The 25,691-nt window shown below is 65.1% G+C and carries 26 protein-coding genes; 12 read left to right on the top strand and 14 right to left on the bottom strand.

The features are described from left to right. The first annotated feature begins 5 nt into the window (after positions 1-5). The 4 genes from U5A58_RS28025 to U5A58_RS28010 all read left to right on the top strand — a co-directional run bounded on the left by U5A58_RS28025 (position 6) and on the right by U5A58_RS28010 (position 4,491). The gene (locus tag U5A58_RS28025; RefSeq protein ID WP_321963835.1) at positions 6-905 is read left to right on the top strand and encodes a branched-chain amino acid ABC transporter permease; all 900 of its coding nucleotides are present in this window, start codon (positions 6-8) and stop codon (positions 903-905) included. A 3-nt stretch (positions 906-908) separates the two neighbouring features. Further along, positions 909-2,777, top strand: a complete 1,869-nt coding sequence (locus U5A58_RS28020; protein WP_321963834.1) for an ABC transporter permease subunit — start codon at positions 909-911, stop codon at positions 2,775-2,777. Further along, on the top strand, positions 2,768-3,529 hold the full coding sequence (locus U5A58_RS28015) for an ABC transporter ATP-binding protein (protein ID WP_321963833.1): 762 nt from the start codon (positions 2,768-2,770) through the stop codon (positions 3,527-3,529). The genes U5A58_RS28020 and U5A58_RS28015 overlap by 10 nt, the downstream gene beginning before the upstream one ends. A gap of 173 nt (positions 3,530-3,702) precedes the next feature. Further along, complete coding sequence (locus tag U5A58_RS28010; protein WP_321963832.1) at positions 3,703-4,491, top strand: helix-turn-helix transcriptional regulator; 789 nt, start codon at positions 3,703-3,705, stop codon at positions 4,489-4,491. 24 nt (positions 4,492-4,515) lie between these two features. On the opposite strand, the gene U5A58_RS28005 is transcribed toward U5A58_RS28010, so the two are convergent. The 10 genes from U5A58_RS28005 to U5A58_RS27960 form a co-directional block, all read right to left on the bottom strand. Beyond that, a complete protein-coding gene (locus tag U5A58_RS28005) occupies positions 4,516-5,394 on the bottom strand; it encodes a LytTR family DNA-binding domain-containing protein (protein ID WP_321963831.1) in 879 nt (292 codons plus the stop codon). Further along, entirely contained in the window at positions 5,391-6,524 is a 1,134-nt protein-coding gene (locus tag U5A58_RS28000) for a sensor histidine kinase (RefSeq protein ID WP_321963830.1), read from the bottom strand. The genes U5A58_RS28005 and U5A58_RS28000 overlap by 4 nt, the downstream gene beginning before the upstream one ends. Next, complete coding sequence (locus tag U5A58_RS27995; RefSeq protein WP_321963829.1) at positions 6,521-6,898, bottom strand: DUF2306 domain-containing protein; 378 nt, start codon at positions 6,896-6,898, stop codon at positions 6,521-6,523. The genes U5A58_RS28000 and U5A58_RS27995 overlap by 4 nt, the downstream gene beginning before the upstream one ends. 135 nt (positions 6,899-7,033) lie before the next feature. Beyond that, a complete protein-coding gene (locus tag U5A58_RS27990; protein WP_321963828.1) occupies positions 7,034-7,501 on the bottom strand; it encodes a GNAT family N-acetyltransferase in 468 nt (155 codons plus the stop codon). Positions 7,502-7,550: 49 nt separating this feature from the next. Beyond that, positions 7,551-9,074 (bottom strand): response regulator, encoded by a 1,524-nt coding sequence (locus U5A58_RS27985; RefSeq protein ID WP_321963827.1) that lies wholly within the window; start codon positions 9,072-9,074, stop codon positions 7,551-7,553. Further along, a complete protein-coding gene (locus U5A58_RS27980; RefSeq protein WP_321963826.1) occupies positions 9,071-10,477 on the bottom strand; it encodes a sensor histidine kinase in 1,407 nt (468 codons plus the stop codon). The genes U5A58_RS27985 and U5A58_RS27980 overlap by 4 nt, the downstream gene beginning before the upstream one ends. After that, positions 10,470-11,612 carry an ATP-binding protein gene (locus tag U5A58_RS27975; protein ID WP_321963825.1) on the bottom strand — a complete coding sequence of 381 codons (1,143 nt, stop codon included), beginning with the start codon at positions 11,610-11,612 and terminating at the stop codon, positions 10,470-10,472. Before U5A58_RS27975 ends, U5A58_RS27980 begins: the two co-directional genes overlap by 8 nt. Further along, positions 11,597-12,022 (bottom strand): ATP-binding protein, encoded by a 426-nt coding sequence (locus U5A58_RS27970; protein ID WP_321948645.1) that lies wholly within the window; start codon positions 12,020-12,022, stop codon positions 11,597-11,599. The genes U5A58_RS27975 and U5A58_RS27970 overlap by 16 nt, the downstream gene beginning before the upstream one ends. A 44-nt stretch (positions 12,023-12,066) precedes the next feature. Next, the gene (locus U5A58_RS27965; RefSeq protein ID WP_321963824.1) at positions 12,067-12,435 is read right to left on the bottom strand and encodes an STAS domain-containing protein; all 369 of its coding nucleotides are present in this window, start codon (positions 12,433-12,435) and stop codon (positions 12,067-12,069) included. A 37-nt stretch (positions 12,436-12,472) separates the two neighbouring features. Continuing rightward, the gene (locus U5A58_RS27960; RefSeq protein ID WP_321963823.1) at positions 12,473-13,339 is read right to left on the bottom strand and encodes an STAS domain-containing protein; all 867 of its coding nucleotides are present in this window, start codon (positions 13,337-13,339) and stop codon (positions 12,473-12,475) included. Positions 13,340-13,739: 400 nt separating this feature from the next. On the opposite strand from U5A58_RS27960, the gene U5A58_RS27955 reads away from it, so the two are divergent. From U5A58_RS27955 to U5A58_RS27935, 5 genes are all read left to right on the top strand, one after another. After that, positions 13,740-13,970, top strand: coding sequence for a hypothetical protein (locus U5A58_RS27955; protein WP_321963822.1), 231 nt, complete (start codon positions 13,740-13,742; stop codon positions 13,968-13,970). A 191-nt stretch (positions 13,971-14,161) separates the two neighbouring features. Further along, positions 14,162-14,812: an ABC transporter substrate-binding protein gene (locus U5A58_RS27950; protein WP_321963821.1), complete on the top strand. Its 651-nt coding sequence runs from the start codon at positions 14,162-14,164 to the stop codon at positions 14,810-14,812. Between the two features lie 189 nt (positions 14,813-15,001). After that, positions 15,002-16,957 (top strand): AI-2E family transporter, encoded by a 1,956-nt coding sequence (locus tag U5A58_RS27945; protein ID WP_321963820.1) that lies wholly within the window; start codon positions 15,002-15,004, stop codon positions 16,955-16,957. Positions 16,958-17,042: 85 nt separating this feature from the next. Next, positions 17,043-17,294, top strand: coding sequence for a hypothetical protein (locus U5A58_RS27940; RefSeq protein WP_321914078.1), 252 nt, complete (start codon positions 17,043-17,045; stop codon positions 17,292-17,294). Between the two features lie 348 nt (positions 17,295-17,642). Then, on the top strand, positions 17,643-18,383 hold the full coding sequence (locus tag U5A58_RS27935) for a 3-ketoacyl-ACP reductase (RefSeq protein ID WP_321914077.1): 741 nt from the start codon (positions 17,643-17,645) through the stop codon (positions 18,381-18,383). Between the two features lie 340 nt (positions 18,384-18,723). Here the strand turns inward: U5A58_RS27935 and U5A58_RS27930 are convergent, their stop codons facing one another. After that, positions 18,724-20,016, bottom strand: a complete 1,293-nt coding sequence (locus tag U5A58_RS27930; protein WP_321963819.1) for a D-amino acid dehydrogenase — start codon at positions 20,014-20,016, stop codon at positions 18,724-18,726. A 380-nt stretch (positions 20,017-20,396) separates the two neighbouring features. Between U5A58_RS27930 and U5A58_RS27925 the strand changes: the two genes are divergently transcribed. Together U5A58_RS27925 and U5A58_RS27920 are read left to right on the top strand one after the other, a co-directional pair. Next, the gene (locus U5A58_RS27925; protein ID WP_321963888.1) at positions 20,397-21,509 is read left to right on the top strand and encodes an alkene reductase; all 1,113 of its coding nucleotides are present in this window, start codon (positions 20,397-20,399) and stop codon (positions 21,507-21,509) included. A 555-nt stretch (positions 21,510-22,064) separates the two neighbouring features. Next, positions 22,065-22,535 carry a ribonuclease gene (locus U5A58_RS27920; protein WP_321963818.1) on the top strand — a complete coding sequence of 157 codons (471 nt, stop codon included), beginning with the start codon at positions 22,065-22,067 and terminating at the stop codon, positions 22,533-22,535. Positions 22,536-22,604: 69 nt separating this feature from the next. On the opposite strand, the gene U5A58_RS27915 is transcribed toward U5A58_RS27920, so the two are convergent. Continuing rightward, complete coding sequence (locus U5A58_RS27915) at positions 22,605-23,489, bottom strand: LysR family transcriptional regulator (RefSeq protein WP_321963817.1); 885 nt, start codon at positions 23,487-23,489, stop codon at positions 22,605-22,607. Between the two features lie 129 nt (positions 23,490-23,618). On the opposite strand from U5A58_RS27915, the gene argC reads away from it, so the two are divergent. After that, positions 23,619-24,548 (top strand): N-acetyl-gamma-glutamyl-phosphate reductase, encoded by a 930-nt coding sequence (gene argC, locus U5A58_RS27910; protein ID WP_321963816.1) that lies wholly within the window; start codon positions 23,619-23,621, stop codon positions 24,546-24,548. Positions 24,549-24,665: 117 nt separating this feature from the next. Here the strand turns inward: argC and U5A58_RS27905 are convergent, their stop codons facing one another. After that, positions 24,666-25,187 carry an SRPBCC domain-containing protein gene (locus U5A58_RS27905; RefSeq protein WP_321914071.1) on the bottom strand — a complete coding sequence of 174 codons (522 nt, stop codon included), beginning with the start codon at positions 25,185-25,187 and terminating at the stop codon, positions 24,666-24,668. Continuing rightward, positions 25,180-25,590, bottom strand: coding sequence for a metalloregulator ArsR/SmtB family transcription factor (locus U5A58_RS27900; RefSeq protein ID WP_321963815.1), 411 nt, complete (start codon positions 25,588-25,590; stop codon positions 25,180-25,182). The genes U5A58_RS27905 and U5A58_RS27900 overlap by 8 nt, the downstream gene beginning before the upstream one ends. Positions 25,591-25,691: the final 101 nt, after the last annotated feature.

Below are 25,691 nucleotides of genomic sequence, written 5' to 3'. Positions count from 1 at the left end.
CGCTCATGAGCACCTTTTTCCAGTTCGTCGTCGAGGGGCTGACGATCGGCTCGTTCTACGCGCTCGTCGCCCTCGGCTACACGATGGTCTACGGCATCATCCGGCTCATCAACTTCGCACACGGGGATCTCTTCATGGTGGGCGCGTTCATGGGCTGGACCGCGCTCGCCGCCCTCGCGGCCGCGCGCCTGCCGCTCGCGCTCGCACTGTTCGTGGCCTTCGCGGTGTCCATGCTCGCGACCGGCCTGCTCGGCGTGGCGATCGCGCGCGTGGCCTACCAGCCGTTACTGCGCGCGCCGCGCCTTTCCATTCTGATTACGGCGCTCGCCGTTTCGCTGCTGCTGGAGAACGGCGTGCTGATCGCCTACGGCGCGGGCTTTCGCACGTATCCGCACCTGCTCACGCATACCGGCTTCGATATTGCGAACGTGCACATTACGTTCGCGCAGATCGGCATTGTTGCGGCCAGCTTCGCGCTGATGAGCGCGCTGTATTTGTTCGTACACCATACGTTTATCGGCACGGCCATGCGCGCGCTCGCTATCGACCAGGATGCGGCGCGCCTCATGGGCATCGACGTCGAGCGGCTCATCCAGCTCACGTTTTTCATCGGTTCGGCGCTCGCTGCGGTCGCCGGCGTGATGGAAGGGCTTTTCTACACGCAGATCAACTTCTTCATGGGCTTCGTGCTCGGCCTGCGCGCATTCACGGCGGCGGTGCTCGGCGGTATCGGCAATATTCCCGGTGCGATGGTGGGCGGCTTCCTGATCGGCTTGCTGGAAGCGTTCGGCGCGGGGTATGTGTCCTCCCAGTGGACCGACGTGTTCGTGTTCGGCGTGCTGATTGCCGTGCTCGTGGTGAAGCCGACAGGGTTGTTCGGCGAACGCGTTGTCGAGAGGATGTGAGGCATGCGCGCACAGGCTGGGCAATCCCGGCAAACCACATGGGTCGCCGCCGTCGTGCTGATCGCGGCGGCGACCGCGTTGCCGGCCTTTGCAAGCGGCTATATCGTCGACGTCGGGCTCACCATCATCACGTATGCGATCCTCGGCCTCGGGTTGAACATCGTCGTGGGCTACGCCGGCTTGCTCGACCTCGGCTACGCGGCGTTCTTTGCCATTGGCGCCTATACCACGGCGCTGCTCGAAACCCTGCTGCATTTCTCGTTCTGGGCGACGCTGCCGTTCAGCCTCGCGTTCGCAGGCGCTTCCGGCGTCGTGATCGGCTATCCCACGTTGCGCCTGCGTAGCGACTATCTCGCCATCGTCACGCTCGGCTTTGGCGAGATCACGCGCATCGTCGCCACCAACCTCGACATTACCGGCGGCCCGAACGGCATCTACGGTATCGAGCCGCCGAACCTGTTTGGCTTCGAGTTCAGTTCGCCGCGCTCGGTGTACGTGCTGGGCATGGTGTTCTTCATCGTCGTGCTCGTGTTCGCCGTGCGGCTCGGGCGTTCGCGCCTTGGGCGCGCGTGGACCAGCATCCGCGAGGATGAAGCCGCTGCCGAAGCGGTGGGCGTTGCGACCTTGCGCGTGAAGATGCTCGCCTACGTGTTAGGCGCGCTGATCGGTGGCCTGGCGGGCAGTCTGTTCGCCGCACGCTTCGGCACGATCGATCCCACGGCGTTCACGTATCTGCAGTCGGTGACGATCCTCATCGTCGTCGTGATGGGGGGGCGCGGCAGCATTCCCGGCGTGATACTGGGCGCGCTGATCGTTGCGGGCCTGCCGGAAATGCTGCGCTTCCTGAACCTCTGGCGCATTTTCGGCTTTGCCGTGGCGCTCGTCGTGCTCATGTTGTTGCGTCCGCAAGGATTGTGGCCCGCGCGCGTGAGGCGCGCCGCGCCGAGACCCGAGGAAGCGACGGTGGCGCACGAAGCGGAAGCCGCAGAAGCGGCGGGCAAGGAAACCACGGCGGCCGTTTCTCTCGCCGATAGCGGCGGCCTCGAAGCCGCCGCCGCGCGCGAAACCCTGCTTGAGGTGCATGACCTCGAGCGTCGCTTTGGCGGCGTGCGCGCGATCGGCGGGATCAGCTTCCAGGTGCGCAGCGGCGAGATTCTCGCGCTGATCGGCCCGAACGGCGCGGGCAAGACCACGGTGTTCAACTGCCTGACGGGTGTGATCCGCCCAAGCGGCGGACGCCTCGTCTGGCGCGGCGAACCGCTTGCCGGTGGCGCGCCCCATCGCAACGTGCATCGCGGCATAGCGCGCACGTTTCAGGGCATCCGGCTCTTTAACCACATGAGCGCGTTCGAGAACGTGCTGATCGGCATGGATCATCGTCTGCACACGGCCCTCGTGGCGGAGTTGCTGGGCACGCGCGCCGCGCGCGCCGAGGCTGCGGAGCACGGCGCGCTCGGGCAGCGCTGGCTCGATCTCGTAGGGCTCGGCGCGCGCGCGAGCGAATATGCCTCGGACCTTCCGTATGGCGATCAGCGCAGGCTGGAAATCGCCCGTGCGCTGGCGAGCCAGCCGCGCCTCCTGCTGCTCGACGAGCCCGCCGCCGGCATGAACCCCACCGAAAAACACGCGTTGATGGCGCAGATCCGCCGCATACGCGACCTGGGCGTGACAGTGCTGCTGATCGAGCACGACATGGCGCTGGTGATGGGCGTGTCGGACCGCATCATCGTAATGGATCATGGCGAGATCATTGCCGAGGGCACGCCTGTGCAAATCCAGAACAACCCCGTGGTGATCGACGCCTATCTCGGCACGGCCGAAGATGACGACGGACCGGACGCCGCGGACGGGGAGAAGTCGTTATGGAGTTAGGCACGGCCGGCAAACTTCTCGACGTTCGCGACCTGCGCGTGAACTACGGCAACATCGAAGCGCTGCACGGCGTTTCGCTCGACGTCGAGCCGGGCGAGATCGTTGCGCTGCTCGGGGCCAACGGCGCGGGCAAGACCACGACGCTGCGCACCATCTCCGGGCTGCTGCGTCCGCGCGGCGGAAGCGTTGCGTTCGAGGGGCAGGCGCTCGTCGGGCTGCCGTCGCATCGTATCGTTGCGCTTGGAATCGGGCATGTGCCTGAAGGGCGGCGTATTTTCGGCGGCCTGACCGTCGAGGAGAATTTGCGCCTTGGCGGTTACCTCTTGCGGCACGACGCCGGCGCGCTCGATCAAGGCATTGCTCAGGCTTACGAAACATTCAGCAGACTGCGCGAGCGCAAGGAGCAACTCGCGGGCACGCTAAGCGGCGGCGAGCAGCAGATGCTGGCGATTGCGCGCGCGCTCATGCTCAAGCCGAAACTCGTGCTGCTCGACGAGCCTTCAATGGGGCTTGCGCCCAAGCTCGTACGCGCGATCTTCGAAGTGATCGCGCGTATCAGCCACGCAGGCACGGCGGTACTGCTGGTGGAGCAGAACGCGCGCCAGGCGCTGCGCATTGCGAATCGGGCGTATGTGCTGGAAGGCGGCCGCGTAGCGCTCGCGGGTCCGGCCCACGAACTGGCCGACGACAACCGGGTGCGCGCCACCTATCTTGGCGGCGGCGCAGCGGCGCAGGAGGGTGGGGGGGCATAGGTGGTCTGCCAAAACATCCGTGTTGCATAAAGTGCAAATCATTCTCGTTTGCATTAGCAATTCATCGTCATCCGATGCAAAATACGGAACACGACGACCTCGCGCGATGTGCTCACAGAAAATTGCGCAAAAATAGACAAACTTAGGTGAATCAGCGAATAAATTCCGGACTAATGGATCAGATCAGCTGCCATCGACTTGAACGCACGCAGCGCACGTTCGAACGGCCCTTCACGGCGACAAGCCATGAATACGATGCCGGCGCGAGGCAGGCGCGGCGCTCGCACGATCAGGCACAGCTCGTTTTCACCACGAGCGGCGTGCTGCGCGTGGCGACGCCCATCGGCATGTGGACGCTTGGTCCGCATCGCGGGCTGTGGCTTGCGCCGCGCGTGGGCCACGAGTTGATCGCGACGAGCGCGGTGCGCATGCATCGCGTGGTCTTCGAGCCGCAGGCGTCGCCGTGGCCGGAATCCGCATGCCACGCGGTGAGAGTTTCGTCGCTGCTACGCGAACTGGTGGTGGCGATGGTCGAAGACCGCGAGCGCAACGCTCAGTGCCGCCACGCGCTCATTACCCCGCTATTGCTCAGTGAAATGCGCCAATCGCGCGAAGCGTCGGGCGCAGGGTTGCCGTTGCCGCTCGACCGCCGTTTGCGGCAGATTTGCGATGTCCTGCTGGCGGACCCGGCCAATGGCGACTCGCTTTCCGTCTGGGGCGAGCGCGTGGGCGCGAGCGAGCGCACGCTCGCGCGGCTTTTCAAGGACGAAACAGGGCTGACGTTCGGCCACTGGCGCCAGCAGTTGCGCATCGTCGAGGCGGTTTCGAAGCTTGCGCAAGGCGTGCGTGTGGCGGAAATCGCGGCGGAACTCGGTTACGCGAATGCGAGCGCTTTCATCACGATGTTTCGCAAGACGATGGGCGAGACGCCCCAGCGGTATCTAAAAAGCGAGCCGCGCTGAGCCGAGCGCGCCCTCGCGGCCCGCTTACATCTGCCGGAACAGGTGAGCGTACTGCCGGCTTACCGCGAGCGCGCCGGCATGGCCGCGCAGCTGCAGTGTCATCTTCCCGATCGCGCTGACCGAAGCGCTTTCCACCTGATCCACATTGACCACCGTGCCGCGGTGAACCTGCCAGAAGCGCTCTGGGTCCAGTTGCGCGCACAACTCTCGCAGGCTCGTGCGGATCAGCAGTTCGCCGCTGCGCGTCGTGACCACGACGTACTTGTCGGCTGCTTCGAAGTACAGAACATCTTCCACCGGCACCATGCGGACGTCGTTGCCGCTGGAGGCGCGCAGATAACGCAGCGGCGTCGCGCGCGGGGTGTCATCCGCTTTGCCCGCTAGCGCACCGGCCCGCGCTTCGCGAACGTCCTGCGTGATCGCTTCCAGCTGGCGCAGCACGCGTTGCAGATCCGCCTGCATTTGCGGCGCCTCGGTGTCGCTCGCCGCCGATCTCGCGAGCCGTGCGCGCAGGCGCTCCACCGTACGCGCGAGCCGCGCGGTTTCGACGGGTTTGAGCAGATAGTCGATGGCCGCGGCCTCGAAGGCTTCGAGCGCGTAAGCGTCATAGGCGGTGACGAACACGATCTGCGGTGGCGCGGCGAGATTCGCGCAGGCGCGCGCGACATCGAGGCCGGTCGCGCCCGGCATGGCGATGTCGAGGAACGCGACGTCGGGCTGTAGCTTACCGATTTGCTCGATGGCGTCGTGGCCGTTGCCAGCCGTCGCCACGATGCGCAATTCCGGCCACACGGCGGCGAGTTCTCGCGCAAGCGCGGCGGCGATCAGCGGCTCGTCCTCGGCGATCAGCGCACTCAGGGTGTCACGGGTTCGTGTCACATCGCCGGGCGTTTGGTTTTTCATGATCGGGACTCCTGCACGCTCACGTCAACGGTATGACGCAAAGGCAGCCGCACGCGCGCCACGAGGCCGTGCGGCACGTTCTCGATCAGCGTGAGCGACGCATGCTCGCCGTAGAGCGCCGCAAGCCGCTCGCGCACGTTCACGAGCCCGACGCCCGCGCCCTGGGTGCCCGGCGTCGCGCCAAAACCTGGGCCCGTATCGGTCACGGTCAGCTCGACATGTTCATCGACACGCCGTGCGACGACGTCGATTCTGCCGCCCTCGAGCGCGCCCTGAATGCCGTGCTTGAGCGCATTTTCCACGAGCGGCTGCAGCAGCATGGGCGGCACCGGGAGGTCGGCGCAATCGCGCGGCAGGTCGAACGAGTAGACGAGGCGCGCTCCGATGCGCATGGCGTGCACAGCGAGCATCGCGTCGAGCACCTTGAACTGCACCGCAAGCGTTTCGCTTTGGGCGCGCGAGGCCTCCAGCGTCGCGCGCAGGAAACGGTTGAGGCTGGCGAGCAGCTCGCGCGCACGAGGGGGATCGGACGCGATCAGGCTGTCGAGCGTCGCCAGCGTGTTGAAGAGAAAGTGCGGCTCGATTTGCGCCTGCAGCGCCTGCAGGCGCGCGCTGAGCGCTGTGCGCTCGGCGGCTTCCTTTTGCCACGCCGTGCGCGCGACCTGCTCGCTCAGCTCGGCAATGCGCGTGCGCGACCAGCCATACCAGGTGACGAGCAGCGTGGCGGTGAGCGCAATCCAGCCCGTAAGCGGGAGATCTTTCGTCTCGAACGCGTAGCGCAGGCCCAGGCCGAGCACCACGCTCGCAATGGAGCGCCCGAGCTCCGCGCCGAGCATGATGGCCAGCACCATCGCGAGAGCGAGCCGCGGGCCCGTGAGTGCGTTGCGGCGCTGCAGAAAGAAGCGGGCGACGTCGAGCAGCAGCATGATCGAGAGCCCGATCGCCTGGCTGAAGACGAAGTTGTCGATGAATCGGTGAAAGCCAACGGCGGTGAGCGCGACGGCGATCAGTGTGTTCCCGACGACGACGATCGCCCCCTCGCGCGCGAACCCGGCCAGCAGGACATTCGCAGCCGGCGCAGGGTGGCGGGCGGAGGCGTTCGGAAACTCGACGTGCATGCCAGGAATCATGCGATCCAGCTCGTGACGATGAGATTGAGCAGCCGATGTGGCGTCGCAATTGCGGCGAGGCCGGCCGCGACGAGCGCGAAGAACGAACCGCGCATGGCCAGACGGTGGCCGCGGACGTTGCCGTGGCGAATTGCCCAGACGGCGCGCCCGACGCTCGCGAACGTCAGCAGCGAAAGGCCGTGAACCCAGGAAAAATGCCCCGGATTCAGTTCGCGGATGTCGAACGAACTGAGTGCTGTCGCGAACATCATCAGCACCCACAGGCGGCCGAGCCATTTGTGCCGAATGCTGCCTTTTTCGGCCAGCGTGACGGCGGTTCCGAGTATGACAGAAAGCGTAGCGGCGACGACGTGCGCCGCAATGATGACAGGCATGCTGGCTCTCCTTGGCAGGTCGAGCGGAGTCGATGGCTGCAGTGTGGAGAGTGGCACGGCGGTGAGCGAGGGCCTTGCGACGAACGGTGGGAAAGTGGCCGCGAACGGGGCTGGCGCGGCGCGGGTGGTGGTGGATCAGGCGCGAGCGGGCGGCAGCGCCCTCGCCATTTCCGTTGTCGCGCCCCACCCGAGGCCCTCATAGAGCGGGCGCCCCTGTTCGGTGGCGTGCAGAATCGCGTACGTCACCCCTCGCCGGGCGAACGCCTCATCGGCGAGCCGCATGAGTTCGCGGGCGAGACCGCGCCGCCGCGCGTCGGGTTCGACGTAGACGTTGAGCACATAGCCGCGCTGGGCCGTTTCGGGGTGCAGAGGATGCGGAGGCCAGTCGATCAGCATGAGCCCGATGCCCGCGATCGCCACGCCGTGCTCGCTCAGCACGTAGCCAAAGTACGCGCCATTGGCAAGCCGCGGCGCGAGCCACGCGCGAAAATGCTCCGTCATCGTACGCAGCGTGGCCTCGTCGCGGCCCGCTTCGCGGAACATGGCCTCACGATGACGGCAGATCAGTTCGAGGTCTTGAACATCGAGAGGGCGGACATCCATGCGGTTCTTCTCCTGAGAGCGGACCGCACAGATTACCTCAGCCTCAGCCTCAACCCGGCGGCGTGCGTTCGATTTCCCGCAGAATCTCTTCGAACGGTGCGGGCTTCACGAGATGCCGGTCGAAGCCAGCCTCGCTCGCCGCCAGGCGGTCGCGCTCCTGGCCGTAGCCCGTGAGCGCGATCAATTGCACGCGCGCCGTGGCGGGCTCGGCGCGCAGCGCCTTCGCCAGCGCGTGACCGTCCATGCCGGGCAGACCGATATCGAGTATCGCCACGTGAGGCAGGAAAGTCTGCGCGAGCGCGAGCGCACTCGGGCCGTCGTGGGCCACACGCACCTCGTGGCCTTCGAGTTCCAGCAGCATGAGCAGCGACGAGGCGGAATCGACATTGTCGTCGGCGATCAGCACGCGGCGGCGCGACGGCGCAGTGTGTTCTCCGGCGCCCGGCGTCTGCTCGCGCGGGGCTTCGCACTGCGGCGCCCGGGCGAGCGGCAGACGCACGACGAATTCCGAGCCGCGCCCGAGCCCGTCCGAATGCGCGCTCGCCGAGCCGCCATGCAATTCCGCGAGTTCGCGCACGAGCGCGAGGCCAATGCCGAGGCCGCCGTCGGCGCGCTTCACGGCCTCGCGCGACTGCATGAAGAGATCGAACACGTAGGGCAGTTCGTCGTGCGCGATGCCGATGCCGTTGTCGCGCACGCGAATCAGGATCTCGTAGACGTCCGCTTCGAGCCGCAAGGCGATCTGGCCGCCTTCGGCGGTGTACTTCGCCGCATTGGAAAGCAGGTTGCTGATGATCTGCGCCACGCGTATTGCGTCGCCGGTCACATGGCACGGCTCGCAGTCGATCTCGACCGTGAGCGTTTGCGACTTCGCGTCGAGAAACGGCCGGCTCGTCTCCACGGCGATCGCGACGATCTCGCGCAAGTCGAGCGTGCTCATCTGCAGCGTGATCTTGCCGTGAGAGATGCGCGAGACGTCGAGCAGGTCGTCGACGAGACGCCCGAGATGCTCGACCTGGCGGCTCGCGATCTGCCGCGCGTCGGCGCGTATCGTGTCGTTCGCGCCGTGGCGCGGGTCGAGCAGTTCGATGGCGTTGCGGATCGGCGCGAGCGGATTGCGCAGTTCGTGTGCAAGCGTCGCGAGAAAGCGGTCCTTGCGGCGGTCGGCGTCGCGCAACGCTTTTTCGGCGGCGTAGAGGCGCAGCAGCGCGCGCACGTTCGCCACGAGTTCGGCGGGTTCGACGGGTTCGGTCAGGTAGCTGTCGGCGCCGCCGTCGAGCGCGAGAACCTTGTCGCGCGTTTGCACTGCCGCGGCCGAGGTCTGCAGCACGAGCGTGGAGTTCGTTTCCGGGTCCGACTTGATGAGGCGGCACACCTCGATACCGCTGATGTCGGGCAGCTTCACGTCGAGCAGCACGATCGCGGGCGCCTGTTCACGCACGGCTTCGAGCGCGGCCTGGCCTGTGGCGGCTTCGATCACGGCGTAGCCGGCGTGGCGCAGCACGCGAGACTTCACATAGCGCGCGCCTTCGTTGTCGTCGACGTTGAGGATGAGCGTGGCGGGTGCGTTCATGGCGCGTCCCCGGAGGTCTCGCGTTCGTCCTCGAAGGACGTAGCGAGGCGCACCGGCATGGTCAGGCGGAACGTCGAGCCTACGCCGGGCTCGCTTTCCACCCCCACTTCGCCACCCAGCAGCGCCGCGAGCTTGCGGCATAGCGGCAGGCCAAGACCCGTTCCCTTCACGCGCTGCTGCAGGCGGTTCTGCACCTGGCCGAACTCCTCGAAAATGATCTGGTGGTGCTCGGGAGCAATTCCGATGCCCGTGTCTGCGACGAAGAAGGTGATCCGCGCGTCGTCGCCATCGCCGGGCATGCACTGGGCGCCCACGCGTATCTGTCCGTGCTCGGTGTACTTGATCGCGTTCGAGACGAAATTGCGCAGGATCTGCGTGAGCTTCGGTTCGTCGGTGTAAAGCTGCGGCAGGCCTGCCGTGGCGCCAAATTCGAGCGTGACGTGCGGCGTGTCGAGCAGCGGCATGAGCATCGTGCGCAGCGCGGCGAAGAGGTCGGCGGCGTCGAACCACGCGGGAACGACTTCGGTCTTGCCGGCTTCGATCTTCGCGAGGTCGAGCAGATCGTTCACGGTCTCGCCCAGGCTTTCCGCAGACGAAAGAATCAACCGGACCTGGCGTTCCTGCTCCACGCTCAGGTCGCCGTCGAGCCGGTTGAGCAGCAGGTTGGCGAGCGCGCGGATCGAACTGAGCGGCGTGCGCAGTTCATGGCTCATGTTCGAGAGAAAGCGCGTTTTCATCATGTCGGCGCGGCGCAGCTCCTCGGCGCGCTCGTCGAGCTCGGCGTAGAGCGCCACCACACCGCGGTTGGTCGCCTCCAGCTCCTGTGCGAGGCGCGAGAGTTCGTCCTGGCGTTCGCGCAGCTCGTCGAGCGCCGTGACGAGTTCGCGGTTCTGCTGCTGCAGTTCTTCGAGCGAGTCGCCGTGCACGCCCTCTTGCGGACTGCGTGCGGACAGTTCCCGCACGATGCGATCGAGTTCCTGGCCGCCCACCGCGCCGCGCTCTTGCGGCAAGTCGCGGGCCATGGTGACGGTCGTGCCGCTCGCCGAGGAGCGAATGTCGAAGCGGTCCATCAGACGCCGGCTGCCCGTAATGCCAAGGCCCATGCCGCCGGGCGAGCGATATGTGCCGTCGAGCACGGCTTCGAGCTCACGCACGCCGGGGCCGTGGTCGCTCACCTGCACGGCGAGCGCTTCGTGTGAGCGCTCGCTTTCCAGCGCGAAGGTGACTTCGCCTCCGCCCGCATATTCGAACGCGTTGCGGGCGATTTCGGAGACGGCACTCGCAATGCGCGTCTGATCGAGCGGCGAGAAGCCGAGCCCGGCGGCCAGCTCGCGCGCGCGGCGGCGTGCGGCGACGACGTCCTGGGCGGTTTCAAGCCGGATGCGCAGCAGGGGCTTATTCATGATTCAACTGTACTCCGGGGCGGGCGCGCACGACGACGACGGTGGCGTCGTCACGCCGGCGCGCGAAGTCTCGGTAGAGGACGGCCGCGATCACGACGGCGGGCTGGTTGGCGAGTCCGGGCCAGGCGGCAAGATCCCAGCGGGTGCCGATACCATCCGAATGCAGCACGAGGAGCGCGTTCTCGCTCCACGTCAGCTCGAACTGCTGGGTGCCGCGCATCGTGTGGCCCACGATGCCGTTGCGCGAGACGATCTGATAGCACTCGCGCGCGGAAGGTGTGCCGGCGCTGGTGGCCCGGTGCGTATGGCCGGATGGGGCGTGGCTATCGCTGGAGCGGCGTTCCGCGGGGCGGCCCGCGCCGAACGCGACCGCGGAGATGTTGCCCGTGCCGCAGAACGCGAGCGTGCCGCGCGCGAGATCGATGCGCGCGAGCGCCAGCGCGGCCCCGCGCGTGGGGCGCAGCGCCGCGTGCGAGAGTTCCATGAGCGCGGCAGGCGCGAGCCCGGCGCGGCGGCGCAGCACATCGAGCGCGCCCGCGGCGGCCACGTGGGCTTCGGCGCCGTGGCCGAGACCGTCTGCCAGTGCGAGCGTGAGGCCGCTCTGGTCGGCCTGCGCGAGCCACCCGTCGCCACAGACTTCCTCGCCGGGATAGGGCACGCACACCGCGCCGATCTCGGGTCCGGTGAATGCCGCGTGGGCGGCGTTGCCGCCGCTCTTTTGCACGAGCGCGCGCAGCACGGTGCCCATGCCCGGCTGAGCGTAGACGGCGAACTGGTTCGAGAGCCGCCGCATCGCGCCGAGCCCGGTGCCGGGCGTGCCGGCCGTGGAGTGGCCGTCGGCGAGCGCTGCGCCCACGTCGGTCATGCCGGGGCCGCTGTCGAGCGCGATCAGCTCCACCGCACCTTCGAGCGCTCGCACGAGCAGCTCGCCGTGGCCGGCGTGCTTCAGGATGTTGGTGGCCGCTTCGGTGAGCACGATCGCGAGGCGCCCGGCGTCGGTTTCGGTGAGCGCGGCAATGCGCGCGGCTTCGGCTGCGCCGCGGCGTGCATAGGCGACGCTGCTTGCGTCGCCAATCTCGAAGGACCGGTGGCTGCCGCCGGCGGAACCGGCCGCGCCGTCTAGCGTACTTTCCATTTCGTGATGGTGACCGTCGTGCCGGCACCCTGAGTCGATTCGATCGTGAACTCGTCACACAGGCGCCGCGAGCCGCCCAGGCCCAGACCCAGGCCATTGCCGCTCGTGAAGCCGTCTTGCAGCGCGCGTTCGATGTCGGTAATGCCCGGACCCTGATCGACGAACGTGAGCCGCAGGCCCACGCGCACGCCTCGTTCCAGCACTTCCAGCCGCGCGTCGCCGCCGCCGCCGTGCTGCAGCGTGTTGCGCGCGAGTTCGCTCGCCGCCGTCACGAACTTGGTCTGCTCGATGAGCGAAAACCCCTGCGCGATGGCGGCGTCGCGCACGATCTGTCGTAGCCGGACGATTTCCTCGTCCGAGCGCAGGCTCACCTGGGCCGCGAGCCTTCCGGTCGTGTCGTTGCTATTCATGATCGAATGCAAGAGACGTGCTAGCTAACGGAGTCATGAGGGAGTCATGGGACTTGACGGAGCTGGCGCTGCTTGAGCAGCGCCATGCCTTTTTCGACGTTCAGCGCGGTGCGCACGCCCGAAAGCGTGAGGCCGAGCTCGACCAGCGTGATCGCCACCGAAGGCTGCATGCCGACCACCACCGTTTGCGCGTCGAGCACCGTCGCCATGGCGGCCGTGTTGCTGATCATGCGGCCGATGAACGAGTCGACTACGTCGAGCGCCGAGATGTCGAGCAGCACGCCCTTGGCCGACTCCTTCACGATGCGCTCGGTGAGGTCGTCCTGCAGCGCGATCGCGAGGCGGTCGTGCATGTCCACCTGGATCGTGACGATCAGGCAGTCGCCGAGGCGCAGAATCGGAATGCGTTCCATCGTGTGCGGTTCCCGTGCGTCGTGCGTTCAGTGGCATTCAGGCCGCGGCCTTCGGCGTGATGATGGTCGCGCCGATGCGCTGCAGCGCGATGACGAAGGCGTCGGCGAGCGTGGACTTGGTCGTGACGTTGGTGAGATCGACACCGAGGTGCACGATGGTCTGCGCGATCTGCGGACGGATGCCGCTGATGATGCAGTCCGCGCCCATGAGGCGCGCGGCGGCCACGGTCTTGAGCAGATGCTGCGCGACGAGCGTGTCGACGGTGGGCACGCCCGTGATGTCGATGACCGCGAGGCCCGCGCCCGTGTCGACGATCTTTTGCAGCAGGCTCTCCATCACGACCTGGGTGCGCGCGGAGTCGAGCGTGCCGATGAGCGGCAGCGCGAGAATGCCTTCCCAAAGCTGCACGACAGGCGTGGAGAGCTCCAGCAACTCTTCCTGCTGGCGCGCGATGATTGCTTCGCGGCTTTTCTGGAAGACGTCGGTGGTGTAGAGGCCAAAGCCGTCGAGCAGCAGATTCACCTGCCAGCTCACCTGGGCGAGTTCGGCGGGATTGTGCGCATAGCCCTCGCGCAGGCGCGCGTAGAGCGGCTCCTTGAACGAGAACACGAAGGTGGCCGTCTCCACCGGCGTGTAACCCTGACGCGCGCGGTGCGCCGACATGTCCGCGAGGAACGCGCGCACCGGCTCCCATTCGGGGCGGCTCGCATCGAAGGTTTCGGTGTTGGGCAGCGTGTCGAGAAAGACATTGAGGAACGCGGAGAACTGCTCGCGAATTTCCCCTTCCATCGCGAGGCCGCGGCGCAGCGCGATCGGCAGATGCAGGCGCAGCCATTCCGCGAGCAGCGTGTCGCGATGCTGGCCGAGGATGTCCGCAATGCGAACCTGTTCCGGTGTGTTCATGCAATCTCCTGAGCGATGGGGCGCGCGCCTCGTCGTCGAGACGAACCGCTGAACCTTACACCTTTGTATCGATTCGATCCCAATTCGGTTTCGATGGAACCGCGATGGAACCGCGATGGAACCGCGATTGAACCGATTACGTGCGTATGCAAGGCGCGCGGGCGTGCGGCTGCATGCGTTTTTCGTGCCTGCCTGCTCGCGCAACGGCTGCCGGGCCTGGCGCGTGCTGGGTTTTCCGCTTTGCCGTGACGCGCTTGTAGTTTTTACAGAGCGGAAGTCGCGCGACCGATGCGTGACCGGCGTAAGGGCGAGGTCAAGCGTGAAGTCATCGGATGGCATGTGTCTTGCTGCATAGCCTGCGCCAATCACAATCCGGTCCGCACCGAGGAGCACCGTCGCCATGGAGCCCGAATCCCTGTCTCGCCAGCACTCGCCGTTGTCGACGACGTCCGCGCCACTGGGCGGCGCGCTCGCTTCTGGCGAGACCGCGTTGGAGGAGGCCCCTGAGGATGGCGACAGCGACCCGATGCCGGGTGTGCTTTCGCGCCTCTCGTTTTGCGTTGCCTGGCTGTTCGGGCTGGAGGCGTTCATCGCTCAGTCCGATGGGCATGCGGGCCCGCCCCGCGCGTGAATGCGCGAGCGGCGTGAGCCGCACGAGCCGCACAGCGATCCGACCGGACAGCGCCCGACCCGCTAGACTGAGCACTGGCGTGCGCACGCGCGGTGCGTCCGGCTTGCGGCGCTCGCGCGCCGGGATGCCGGTGTTGCCGGCTCATCGACTTCGCGCCGCCTCGCCCCTCCCGCCATTGCCCAGAGATATCGATGACCAGGTTATTCCGTATGACCGCGCTCGTTGCGTGGTGTTTGTCGTTCCTGCCCGCCACGGCGGCATTCGCCCAATCGGCCCAGGTGGACCAGTCGGACCCGCAAGCGCTCATCAAGACCGCCACGCAGCAGGTGCTCGACGAGGTGCGCGCGAAGTCCGTCGCGCCCGACGACATCGCGCGCATTCAGGACATCGTCAACCGCGACATTCTTCCGTACGTCGATTTCCGCCGTACCACGCGCCTCGCCATGGGGCCGCACTGGCGCACGGCCACGCCCGAGCAGCAGGCGCAGATCGAGCAGCAGTTCCAGCTGTTGCTGATCCATCTCTACTCGGGCGCCATCGCGCAACTGAAGCCCGACCAGAAGATCGACTACCCGCCCATGCGCAGCTCCCCCGGCGACACGGACGTCGTGGTGCGCACGCTTGCGCAGACCAACAACAATCCGCTCGAAATCGATTACCGCCTGTACAAGACGCCGCAGGGCTGGCGGCTTTACGACCTGAACGTGCTCGGTGCGTGGCTGATCCAGACCTATCGTCAGCAGTTCAACGAGAAGATCCAGCAGGGCGGCGTGGACGGGCTCATTCAGTTCCTCGTCGCGCGAAATCAGGAACTCGTGTCGGGCAAGACGCAAACGCAGTGACGCGCGTTTTTGCGCCCGACTCGCGTGACCTGCGAAAATCTGGACGGCCGCGCCCGATGTGCGTGGGCGCAGTACCATTTTGAGGTGCACCTCGTGCATGTTTGCGCGTGCTCGTGCGTGTAGAGGGGCCGTGCGCTTGCCCGAGCTGGCGCGGCCCGATGTTCCCTTTTTTTGCCGATCCGATCCGACATGAATTTCCCGCTGCCGCCGCAGGGCCGACGCAACCGGGTGTTTCCGCCAAGCCCGCCCACGCTGCATAGCCTCGCCTCCGTCATTACCGGCGTGGTCGTGGTGTGCGGCCTGTATTTCGGGCGTGCGGTGCTGATTCCCATTACGCTTTCGGTGCTGCTGAGTTTTCTGCTGGCGCCGCTCGTGACCACGCTGCGGCGCATTCATGTGCCGCAGTTCCTCGCTATCCTCGTTGCGGTGCTTTCCACCGTGCTCGCGCTCGCCGGCGTGGGCGCGCTGATCGCCGCGCAGGTCTACCAGCTTTCCGCTTCCCTGCCGCAGTATCAGGAGGAGATCGAGCAGAAAGTGCAAACGGTGCAGGAAAAGACGGTGGGCCGCGCCGATTCGTTGATGTCGCGCGCCGCTACCACCCTGCAGCGCATTACGCCCACACCGCCGCCCGCGCCGCCGCAGCCGCGCGGGCGCGCGGCGCGCAACCAGCCGCAGCAGCCCATGCCGGTGGAGATCCACAACCCCGCGCCCACGCCGCTCACGCTCGCGCAAAAGGCGCTTGCGCCGGCTATCGCGCCGCTCGAAACGACCTTCATCGTGCTCGTGGTGACGATTTTCATCCTGTTCCAGCGCGAGGACCTGCGCGACCGGCTCATTAGCGTGTTCGGCTCGGACGACCTGCACCGCACCACGACCGCCATCAACGACGCCTCGCAGCGGCTCTCGCGCTACTTCGTCGCGCAAGTCGGTGTGAATGTCACGGTAGGCGGGGTGATCGCGCTCGGGCTGGCGGGCATTGGCGTGCCGGGCGCGCTGCTGTTTGGCGCGGTGGCGGCGCTCATGCGCTTCGTGCCGTACATCGGCATCTGGATCGCCGCGATCATGGCGACGCTCGTCGCCGCGGCCACGCAGCCGCAATGGACCATGGCCGTCACGACGCTGATCTTCTTCATCGTCGTGGACGTGGTGGCCGGCCAGTTCGCCGAGCCGATGCTCTATGGCCGGCGCTCGGGGCTTTCGCCGCTCGCCGTCGTGGTGGCGGCGATTTTCTGGAGCTGGCTGTGGGGGCCGGTGGGGCTCGTGCTTTCCACGCCGCTCACGCTGTGCATCGTCACGCTCGGCCGCTACGTGGACCGCCTGAACTTCCTCACGATCCTGCTGGGCGACCAGCCCGCGCTCACGCCCGCGCAAACCTGCTACCAGCGCCTGCTCGCGGACGATCCGCACGAGGCGCTGCTGCAGGCCGACCGGCTGCTCACGACCATGCCGCTCATCGACTATTACGAGCAGGTGGTGTTCGAGGGCCTGCGCTTCGCGCGCAACGACGCCTTGCGCGGCGTGCTGCCCGCCGAGCAGGTGGCGCGCATCAACCAGGCGTTGCTCGACATTGTCGAGGACCTCGAATCTGTAGACGATTCGCGCCACGCCGCAGCCGGGGACGAGAGCGCGAAACGAGCCGCCGAGGGCGCGGACGAAGGCGCGAGGGTCATTGAATTCACGCTCTCGCCGGACGCGGGCGAGGTGCTCTGCGTACCCGGGCGTGGCGCGTTCGACGACGTGGCGGTGGCGATCATTGGCCAGTTGCTCATGCGGCGCAATATTCCGTGTACGGCCACCACGTACGACGAAGTGCGCGCCACGCGCGGGGCCATGATCGATGAGCGCTCACCGGCCATCTGCGTGGTGTCGCTCGACGCGCCCGAGTCGCCGCCGTACCTGCGCAACCTCGTGCGGCGCTTGCGCGAGCGCGCGCCCGGCTCGACCATCGTGGTGGGTGTTGGCGCGGCGCTGCGTGACGAGGGCGCAGGCATTGCCGACGACCCCGGCACGCTCTTTCCCACCTCGCTGCGCAACCTCGTGGAGGAGTGCGGCGTGGCGCTCGTGCCGCCGCAAGCGCCGCCGCCCGAAAAGAGGGCGCCAAGCCCGGATATGCAAGATCAATACAGCGCCGGCGCGAAATTGTGACAGTCATGCCAGTGTCACATTGAACCTCGAATATATGCGGCCCTGTGCCCCCTGGTTGCGGCATGAGAGTTACTGGGAGACAACATTGCTGAGCCCTAAGGAATTCGCCACGCTGATGCTGGTCCGCCATTCGCCGGACCAGATCGACATGAATCGTCAGGAACTGGACACGCTGCTCGAGCGTCAGCTCGTTGCGCTCGAGCACTGGACGGAAGGCCATCGCCGGCTGGCGCTCACGATTGCCGGCCGCTCGCTGCTCGAAGCGGTCGGGCGGCTGGATTATGTGACGGGCCTGCCCGAAGGATTCGGCGACGAGCGGCTCGCCGCTGGTCTCTGACGCCTTCGCAGTCAGCCTGCGCACGGCCCGGCTAGATGCCGGGCCGTATTCTTATGCGAAACACATCTCTACGCGTGTGTTTATTGAGGCATGCCAGGCAAATGTGTGCTTTTGCCCACGTCCGACGTCGCGATCGCCTTGTGTCCCCCAAAAGACGCTGATAGGCTTGTTCGGTCCGCTGGCGACATCGAGACAACGCCAGCACACCCTGTCGTACGGAATGGTTCCGGCAGGCGTTTTCCTGTACGGGTATTTCCCCATCGCCCGGCTGGGTGGCGCTCGTCAAACTGACTCCATCCTCCAGAGTCTTTCCCAACTCACCTACCCCCTAAAGCAAAAGGAGGATCTATGGCAAAGCGTATTGCCTACGTGACCGGCGGCATGGGCGGCATCGGAACGGCCATCTGCCAGCGTCTGCACAAGGATGGCTACACGGTGGTCGCGGGCTGCGGCCCGAACTCGCAGCGCAAAACGCGCTGGCTCGACGAGCAAAAGGCGCTGGGCTACGAGTTCGTCGCGTCGGAAGGCAACGTGGCCGACTGGGACTCCACGGCCGTCGCGTTCGAGAAGGTGAAGAAAGACGTCGGCGAGATCGACATTCTGGTCAACAACGCGGGCATCACGCGCGACGTCGTCTTTCGCAAGATGACGCACGAAGACTGGATCGCGGTGATCGACACCAACCTCACGAGCCTCTTCAACGTGACGAAGCAGGTGATCGACGGCATGATCGAGCGGGGGTTTGGGCGGGTGATCAACATTTCGTCGGTGAACGGGCAGAAAGGCCAGTTCGGGCAGACGAATTACTCCACGGCCAAGGCCGGCATTCACGGCTTCACCATGGCGCTCGCGCAGGAAGTGGCGACCAAGGGCGTGACGGTCAATACCGTTTCGCCCGGCTATATCGGCACGGACATGGTCAAGGCGGTGAAGCCCGAAGTGCTCTCGAAGATCGTCGACAGCATTCCGGTGCGTCGCCTCGGCGAACCGTTGGAGATCGCTTCGATCGTCGCGTGGCTCGCATCCGACGAATCGGGCTTCTCGACCGGCGCGGACTTTTCGCTCAATGGCGGTCTGCACATGAGCTGAGTGTTGCCGTGCATGCTCGCGCGGTGCTGGTGAGCACAACGAAGTGATCTGGCGGGAGCGGCGTGGAGCCGGCTCCCGCTTCGTATTTTGGGGTGCCGGTTTGTGTGACGTCTGGCTGGTTGGCGAAAGAAAAACGCGCCGGGAGCGGGCTCCCGGCGCTCAATTTCGACTCTGCGTGGTCCCCGACAGTTAGGGACAGGGTATGGGGCCTGGCAGGACGATCCGCAAGTCATAGGACCGGCTGCCTTGCTCCATAAGTGAATTAACGGCCGCGCGCGCCTGGGGTTGAGTGCGTGGAAACCCAGGGCGCGTACGCGTAGCGAGGCGCACGCAGTGCTGCCTAGTCCAGTGCGAAATCCGCGGGGGCTGCCGGCTCCTTGTCGTAGCGGAATACGTTCAAATCGTCGTACTGGATGGCGGGCTTTTTGCCTGAAATCAGGTCGGCGAGAAGCTGCGCCGAACCGCAGGACATGGTCCAGCCAAGCGTGCCATGGCCCGTGTTCAGGAACAGATTGGGTACGGCGGTGCGGCCGACAATGGGCGTGCCGTCCGGCGTCATTGGCCGCAGCCCGGTCCAGAACGTCGCCTTCGATGTGTCGCCGCCGCCGGGGAACAGATCGTTCACGCACATTTCGAGCGTCTCGCGCCGCGCCTCGCGCAGGCGCTTGTCAAATCCGACGATTTCGGCCATACCGCCCACGCGAATGCGTTTGTCGAAACGCGTGATGGCGATTTTGTAGGTCTCGTCGAGAACCGTCGAGACCGGCGCGCGAGCCTCGTCGACGATAGGCGCCGTGATGGAATACCCCTTGAGCGGGTAGACCGGAATCTTGACGAGGCCCGACAGGAAGCTCGTCGAATAGGAGCCAAATGCGACAACGAACGCATCGGCATGGATGAGCTTGGTCCCATGGCGCACGCCAACGACTTTGCAGTCTTCGACAACGAGGGTATCGACTGGCGTGTTGTAGCGGAACGTCACGCCCGCCTGCGCGGCGAGCGCGGCAAGCCGGGTGGTGAACAGCTGGCAGTCGCCTGTCTCGTCGCCGGGCAAGCGAAGGCCGCCGGTTAGCTTGTGCGACGTTGCAGTGAGCGCAGGCTCAACCCGCGAGAGTTCGCTTGCGCTCAACAGCTCGTAGGGAACGTTCGCCTCTTTCAGTACCGCAATGTCTTTTGCGGCGCCGTCGAGCTGCTGCTGCGTCCGGAAAACCTGCAGCGTGCCGCCGGTTCGTCCTTCGTACTGGATACCCGTTTCAGCGCGCAGTGCCTGCAGGCAGTCGCGGCTGTATTGCGCAAGCCGCACCATGCGGTTCTTGTTGATCGCGTAGCGCTCGGCGGTGCAGTTCTGCAGCATCTGCCACATCCACTGAAGCTGGAACTGCTTGTCCGCGTCATCCGGGCGGATGGCAAGCGGCGCATGCTTCTGGAACATCCACTTAACGGCTTTGAGCGGAACGCCGGGTGCCGCCCATGGTGCTGCATAGCCTGGAGAGATTTGCCCGGCGTTCGCGAAGCTCGTCTCAAGCGCGGGACCTTCCTCGCGGTCGATGACTGTGACTTCGTGACCGGCACGCGCCAGATAAAACGCGCTAGTCACACCGACGACCCCGCTACCCAATACCAGGACTCGCATACCCGTCCTCTCCCCAGCCCGTAGTGAATGACCGCCGCCGGTGTTTGATCTGGCAGTCGATAACTGGATGCTAGCGACATATGCACAGTTTTCAATAATGTTTGGTCGGCTATTTCTGGTTGAAATTGCTATGCCGACTGGATGAAAAAGTCATTAAGGTTTCCAAACCTGTTCCCGACATGGATGGCGTGGAATAGAAAGAGACTGTTTGCGAAACGCGAGAACAGTATTGCCGGCAATCGCGACAAATGAATCGATATGTGCATATACACTCTAGCCCATCGATGTCGCGGGGAAGTGAGCCAGTTCCGCGGCTTCGGCTTCTGTCACGTCGGACAACCAGAAATCGATGCGCTTTCCAATCTCTTTTGGGGTCAATCATGTCCAAGCTCTTTTCTGAAGTCAAAGTCGGTCCTTACACGTTCTCGCACCGAGTCGTTCTAGCGCCGCTCACCCGTATGCGTGCTGAAAGCGGTGCGATACCCGGCCCGCTCATGGCGGAGTACTACGCGCAGCGCGCTTCGGCCGGCGGGTTGCTGATTAGCGAGGCCACCATTGCTGCGCCGAACGGCAACGGGTATCTTGGTGCGCCGGGTTTGTACGACGACAGTCAGATTGCCGGCTGGAAGCGCGTGACCGATGCAGTCCATGCAAAGGGCGCGAAAATCTTCCTTCAGCTGTACCACGCTGGGCGCCAGTCGAATTCGGAATTGCAACCCGATGGTGGGCGTCCGGTTGGCCCCTCGGAAGTGCCTCACGGCGGTGTCGCATACACGGACGCCGGCTGGGTCCCGAATACGCCGAATCGCGCACTGGAGACGCACGAAATTGCGGGCATCGTCGAAAGTTTTCGCGCGGCGGCAGCACGCGGCATCGCGGCAGGCTTCGACGGCGTGGAACTGCATGCCGCAAACGGCTATCTGTTCGACCAGTTCCTGCAGGACGGCAGCAACAAGCGCACGGACATCTATGGCGGTTCGTTCGAAAACCGCGCCCGTCTGCTGATGGAGTCCACCCGTGCCGTTATTTCAGTGTGGGGAAGCGACAAGGTTGCCTTGCGCCTTGGGCCCAGCGGGTCGTGGGGCGATATGTCGGATAGCGACCCTGTCGGCCTGTTCACGTATGTTGCAGGAGAACTTGCGAAGCTGAATCTCGCGTACCTGCACCTCATCGAGCCCCGCATTCTCGGCAATGTCGAAAACGAAAGCGCCAGCCAGGATCCGGTTGCTGCCCAGATGATTCGCAAGCACTATGCGGGCACCATCATTGCGGCCGGCGGCTTCGACGGTGAAAAGGCCGAAGCGATCCTGCAGGACGGCGATGCCGATCTGGTGGCATTCGGTCGCCACTTCATTGCGAATCCCGACCTTCCGGAGCGGCTGCGTCGCAACCTTTCGCTCAACCCGTACGACCGCCCGACCTTCTTTGGCGGCACGCAAATCGGTTATACGGACTACCCGTTCTATCAGTCTGAGGCGGAAGCTGTCGCCTGAAATGCGAGCTTGTATGGGCGGATGCGCGGACGCATCGGAGCACCGGCAGGCACGCTCGTCAATTGCGGGAACTCGGCGCCATATTGGGCTCGTTTCGGGCAATTGGTTAATGCCTGCTACGTCTACACTGGTTTTCATGGAGCGAGACGTTGGCTCCATCCCAGGACTCCCCTCCTGCGGTCGAGTTGGACCATACCGTGTACCCGTTGCAGTACAGCAGTCCCGCAGCAGTAGTCGTGTCTGGCAGAGCTTAATCGGTTATTGTCGAAGTACCATGCTGTTGAATCGATGAGGAGTGCAGGGAAATACGCTGTTGAAGTGCAGAGCAACACGTAGTTGAAGAGCAGGGCAGCATGCAGTTGAAGTACCGCGTCATCCAGCACTATGTTATTGCAGGTCCAGGCCGCTTACATCGGAACGGGTGTAAGCGGCCGTTGTTCGTTGCCACGTGCCGAGTGCCTGTTTCCTTTCGATCATTGATTCGCTGCGCCATTAGCGCTACCTTTACGTCTATCCTGGTCGTCGAGTTCTGGTCAACGAGAGGAGAACCGTTTCGTGAAGAGAGCGTGGGCTTTCCCCTGCATCGTTGCCTTGAGCGCGATCCTCTGTGGATGCGGCAAGGAGAGTTCGCGAAACGCCACGGAGGCATCGGGCGCATCTGCAAGCCAGGCGCCGGCACAGCCAGCGCAGGGCGCAAGCGGCACACCCGCCGCATCGGGCGCGCAAGTAGCGGGCACGCTGGGCACCGTCACCAGGACACAGTTGCCGGCGGAAGGAACCGAGACGCTACGGCTGATCAAAGCGGGCGGCCCCTTCCCTTTTGCAGACGACGGCGTGTTGTTCCGCAACAGCGCCGCTTTGCTGCCGAAGCATCCACGCGGCTACTACCACACATACACGGTTCGCACCCCTGGCATGACGGATCGCGGGCAGCGCCGGATCGTGTGTGGTGGACCGCGCAAGCAAATTGGCGACTGTTACTACACCGAGGATTACTACGCCAGTTTCAAGCGCATTGCGGAGTGAAGCGGGACTCTGATCTTCGTGAAGGGCTATTGTTTCAGCGAAAAGGGCCCTGGCGGCGAATGGCAACGCCTACGCCAGTCGCAAATCCCACAACACATCCAGGACGTGTTGCGTGGAACGCTCAACGTACCCCGCACGATATGCAATACCGAGCCGTCGCCACAAGGCCGGGCGCAGCGCACGCATGACGATGCGCTTGTCGGGTAGTGGCGTCGTGGCCTCATGTGGCAACAGCGCGGCGCCGTAACCTGCCGCTACCAGACTCTTGATCGCGTCGTTGTAGTTGAGCTGAATGCGCGGCGCAGGATGATGCCCTGCGGTCGCGAACCACTCCGCGGTCAGACGCGAGAGACGCGTGGTCGCGTCATTGAGGATGAGCGGTTGGGTGGCGAGCCATTCAGGCGTAACGCGGGCCGGACACCGCCAATGCGCCGGCACGAAGGCCATCACAGGGTCGCGGCGCCAGGGCTTGATCACGAGTCCGGCCACCGGGGGCTGAGGCAGCGCGATCAGCCCGACATCCAGCGTTCCATCCACCAGCCGGGACAGGGTTTCTTGCGAAGTCAGCACGGCAATTTGAATGTCGATGGCGGGATGGTGCTCGCGCAGGACCTCGAGCGCTTGCGGCAGCAGGTGCGCGATCACGCCCGTGGACGCGCCGAGCCGCGCACGCCCTTCGAGCCCCTCTACCTGGCGCTGGATATCGTCTAACGCCTGCTCCGCGTCGGCCAGCAACCGGCGCGCGCGTTCCACCAGCACCTCGCCGATAGACGTCGGCCCCACATGTCCGCGCTTGCGTAACAGGAGCGGAGCCCCAATGCGGTCTTCGAGTTCCGCGATATGAAGGCTGATCGTTGGCGGCGCCAGGTGCAATGCACGCGCCGCATCGGCAAACGAACCACGGTCGGCAACGGCGACCAGAGTGCGCAAGCGGTCCAGGCTGATCTCTCGCATGGCGGCGTCCAGATTCAGAAAAGCTGAATGTTTGCGTTATTAAATTCAACTTTCTCTATTCTAGCCGTCCGCGCAACATAGGGGCTCGCTTTACCCGTTACAACCCATAGTCAGCGGAGTCATGCACGTATGAGCTCTCCCGTAGTTTTCATCGACGGCGACCAAGGCACCACCGGGCTGCAAATCCACGAGCGGCTGCGCAACCGGACCGACATCAGACTGTTCACGCTAGACGCTGCGGAGCGCAAAGATTCGCGGCGTCGTGCAGAAGCCATCAACGCCTGCGACATCGCCATCCTCTGTTTGCCCGACGCCGCGGCGCGCGAGGCAGTGGGCGCCATTGTCAATCCTGCCGTCCGGGTGATCGACGCGAGCTCCGCCCACCGCACACAGCCGGACTGGACTTACGGTTTTCCGGAAATGACGCCGGGGCAGGCTGAGCAGATTGCGAACGCATGTCGGGTCACCAATCCCGGTTGCTATCCGACCGGCGCAGTTGGCCTGCTGCGCCCGTTGGTGCAGGCCGGGCTCATACCGGGCAATTACCCGATCAGCATTCACGCGGTATCCGGCTACTCCGGGCGCGGGCGCGCCGGCGTGGAGGAGCATGAGGGGCCGCGAGCGGCCGACGCGCCTTCCTATCAGGTCTATGGTCTGGAACTCGCGCACAAGCACACGCCGGAGATCCAGCAGCACGCCTGCCTGGCGCAGCGTCCCATTTTTGTTCCAGCGTACGGAGCGTTCCGCCAGGGCATCGTGCTGACGGTGCCGCTGGCGCTGCGGCTGCTGGCACCGGGCGTGGATGGCGGCACGTTGCACGCTTGCCTCGCACGCCACTATGCCGGGGTCCCTCACGTACGCGTTCTGCCGCTGCACGAATCGAGCGCCTTGAAACACCTCGACCCGCAAGTGCTGAACGGTACGAACGACATGCAGTTAAGCGTTTTTCATGACGTAGAACACAGGCACGTCCTGCTGTCCGCGGTCTTCGACAATCTTGGCAAAGGCGCATCCGGGGCAGCGGTCCAGAATCTGGACCTCATGCTCACGCGGCAGTAGTGGCCAAGGCTTGAGCTAACGTTCGGCCGCGCGTGCGCCGTGCGGTCATCGCTTCGTCAGGCTCTTGTGGGCGGTCGTAAAAGCGCACCGGGAGGCGCGCTTTTTTCTGGTCGCGACTCAGCGATCGGCTTGCCGCTGCGTGAGATAGCGTTCGAGCGCATCCATGCTGCCACCCCAACCTTGAGACATGCTGGCGTGCGAAGCGTCAAAGATGGCTTCTTCGGCTTCGCTGGCGTCCAGCGCGCGCCATTCGAGGCGCATTAGCGTGCCACCTGCGACTTCGCTAAGCGTGGTTGTCGATAGCGTGTACAGCGGCCACTCGCTGGCCATGGGGTGTCGCGTCACGCCACCCTCTGCGTCGCTGAATTGCACGACGACCACAATGCGCTCGGGCGGCGTCAATTCGCGGAACGTCCACTTGCCCCACATGGCAGAGGCGTCGGGCGCGCCGCTCGGCTTCATCGCGTAGTGAAAGACGCCGCCGACACGCGCATCCACCGTGCAATGGGACATTTCCATTCCCGGCGGGCTCATCCATGCGGCAAGATGCCGGGCTTCAGTCAACGCGGCGTACACGAGTTCCCGCGGCGCGGAGAAGCGGCGCTCAAGGATGAAGGGTGCGGACACTTTTTCAGTCATGGTTGCGGGGCTTCCTGGTACGGGGTGAAGAAACGTTGGTGGTCTTCGCGTTGGGCTTCTTGGGTGCGTCCTTGACCTGCGCCTGTTGCAGTTGCTGCAGGTAGCTGTCGAGCTGATCGAGGCGCTGTTCCCACAGCGCGCGGTATTGCAGCGCCCAGTCGGCCGCCTCCTTTAGCGGCTCAGGCACGATGCGACAAGGCCGGAACTGACGGTCTCGTCCTTGCGTAATGAGCCCTGCATGCGCGAGAACACGCAGGTGCTTGCTGATTGCCGGCGGACTCAAGTCGAAGGGCTTGGCCAGATCGCCTACCGTCGCTTCGCCTTGCGCCAGCCTCGCGAGGATGGCGCGGCGCGTCGGGTCGGCCAACGCAGCGAAGGTGGCACTCAGGTGATCCGATTCCAATTACTTTTCCGTTTGTTTAATTAACCGATTGGCGAAGTATAGATGGCGCCGATTTTCGATGTCAATCTGGCTCGGCAATTCGCAACCGCCTGCTCGCAAAT

Origin of the sequence: Paraburkholderia sp. J7 (assembly GCF_905220155.1) — a bacterium.
Lineage (GTDB): Bacteria > Pseudomonadota > Gammaproteobacteria > Burkholderiales > Burkholderiaceae > Paraburkholderia.
Note: the sequence above shows the minus strand (reverse complement) of the source record. Positions and strands in the feature narration are given on the sequence as shown.

What these genes read in the sequence shown, in the direction of transcription:
- U5A58_RS28025 (WP_321963835.1), top strand. Translation starts at nt 6, where the DNA reads ATGAGCACCTTTTTCCAGTTCGTCGTCGAGGGGCTGACGATCGGCTCG.
- U5A58_RS28020 (WP_321963834.1), top strand. Translation starts at nt 909, where the DNA reads ATGCGCGCACAGGCTGGGCAATCCCGGCAAACCACATGGGTCGCCGCC.
- U5A58_RS28015 (WP_321963833.1), top strand. Translation starts at nt 2,768, where the DNA reads ATGGAGTTAGGCACGGCCGGCAAACTTCTCGACGTTCGCGACCTGCGC.
- U5A58_RS28010 (WP_321963832.1), top strand. Translation starts at nt 3,703, where the DNA reads ATGGATCAGATCAGCTGCCATCGACTTGAACGCACGCAGCGCACGTTC.
- U5A58_RS28005 (WP_321963831.1), bottom strand. Translation starts at nt 5,394, where the DNA reads ATGAAAAACCAAACGCCCGGCGATGTGACACGAACCCGTGACACCCTG.
- U5A58_RS28000 (WP_321963830.1), bottom strand. Translation starts at nt 6,524, where the DNA reads ATGATTCCTGGCATGCACGTCGAGTTTCCGAACGCCTCCGCCCGCCAC.
- U5A58_RS27995 (WP_321963829.1), bottom strand. Translation starts at nt 6,898, where the DNA reads ATGCCTGTCATCATTGCGGCGCACGTCGTCGCCGCTACGCTTTCTGTC.
- U5A58_RS27990 (WP_321963828.1), bottom strand. Translation starts at nt 7,501, where the DNA reads ATGGATGTCCGCCCTCTCGATGTTCAAGACCTCGAACTGATCTGCCGT.
- U5A58_RS27985 (WP_321963827.1), bottom strand. Translation starts at nt 9,074, where the DNA reads ATGAACGCACCCGCCACGCTCATCCTCAACGTCGACGACAACGAAGGC.
- U5A58_RS27980 (WP_321963826.1), bottom strand. Translation starts at nt 10,477, where the DNA reads ATGAATAAGCCCCTGCTGCGCATCCGGCTTGAAACCGCCCAGGACGTC.
- U5A58_RS27975 (WP_321963825.1), bottom strand. Translation starts at nt 11,612, where the DNA reads ATGGAAAGTACGCTAGACGGCGCGGCCGGTTCCGCCGGCGGCAGCCAC.
- U5A58_RS27970 (WP_321948645.1), bottom strand. Translation starts at nt 12,022, where the DNA reads ATGAATAGCAACGACACGACCGGAAGGCTCGCGGCCCAGGTGAGCCTG.
- U5A58_RS27965 (WP_321963824.1), bottom strand. Translation starts at nt 12,435, where the DNA reads ATGGAACGCATTCCGATTCTGCGCCTCGGCGACTGCCTGATCGTCACG.
- U5A58_RS27960 (WP_321963823.1), bottom strand. Translation starts at nt 13,339, where the DNA reads ATGAACACACCGGAACAGGTTCGCATTGCGGACATCCTCGGCCAGCAT.
- U5A58_RS27955 (WP_321963822.1), top strand. Translation starts at nt 13,740, where the DNA reads ATGGAGCCCGAATCCCTGTCTCGCCAGCACTCGCCGTTGTCGACGACG.
- U5A58_RS27950 (WP_321963821.1), top strand. Translation starts at nt 14,162, where the DNA reads ATGACCAGGTTATTCCGTATGACCGCGCTCGTTGCGTGGTGTTTGTCG.
- U5A58_RS27945 (WP_321963820.1), top strand. Translation starts at nt 15,002, where the DNA reads ATGAATTTCCCGCTGCCGCCGCAGGGCCGACGCAACCGGGTGTTTCCG.
- U5A58_RS27935 (WP_321914077.1), top strand. Translation starts at nt 17,643, where the DNA reads ATGGCAAAGCGTATTGCCTACGTGACCGGCGGCATGGGCGGCATCGGA.
- U5A58_RS27930 (WP_321963819.1), bottom strand. Translation starts at nt 20,016, where the DNA reads ATGCGAGTCCTGGTATTGGGTAGCGGGGTCGTCGGTGTGACTAGCGCG.
- U5A58_RS27925 (WP_321963888.1), top strand. Translation starts at nt 20,397, where the DNA reads ATGTCCAAGCTCTTTTCTGAAGTCAAAGTCGGTCCTTACACGTTCTCG.
- U5A58_RS27915 (WP_321963817.1), bottom strand. Translation starts at nt 23,489, where the DNA reads ATGCGAGAGATCAGCCTGGACCGCTTGCGCACTCTGGTCGCCGTTGCC.
- argC (WP_321963816.1), top strand. Translation starts at nt 23,619, where the DNA reads ATGAGCTCTCCCGTAGTTTTCATCGACGGCGACCAAGGCACCACCGGG.
- U5A58_RS27905 (WP_321914071.1), bottom strand. Translation starts at nt 25,187, where the DNA reads ATGACTGAAAAAGTGTCCGCACCCTTCATCCTTGAGCGCCGCTTCTCC.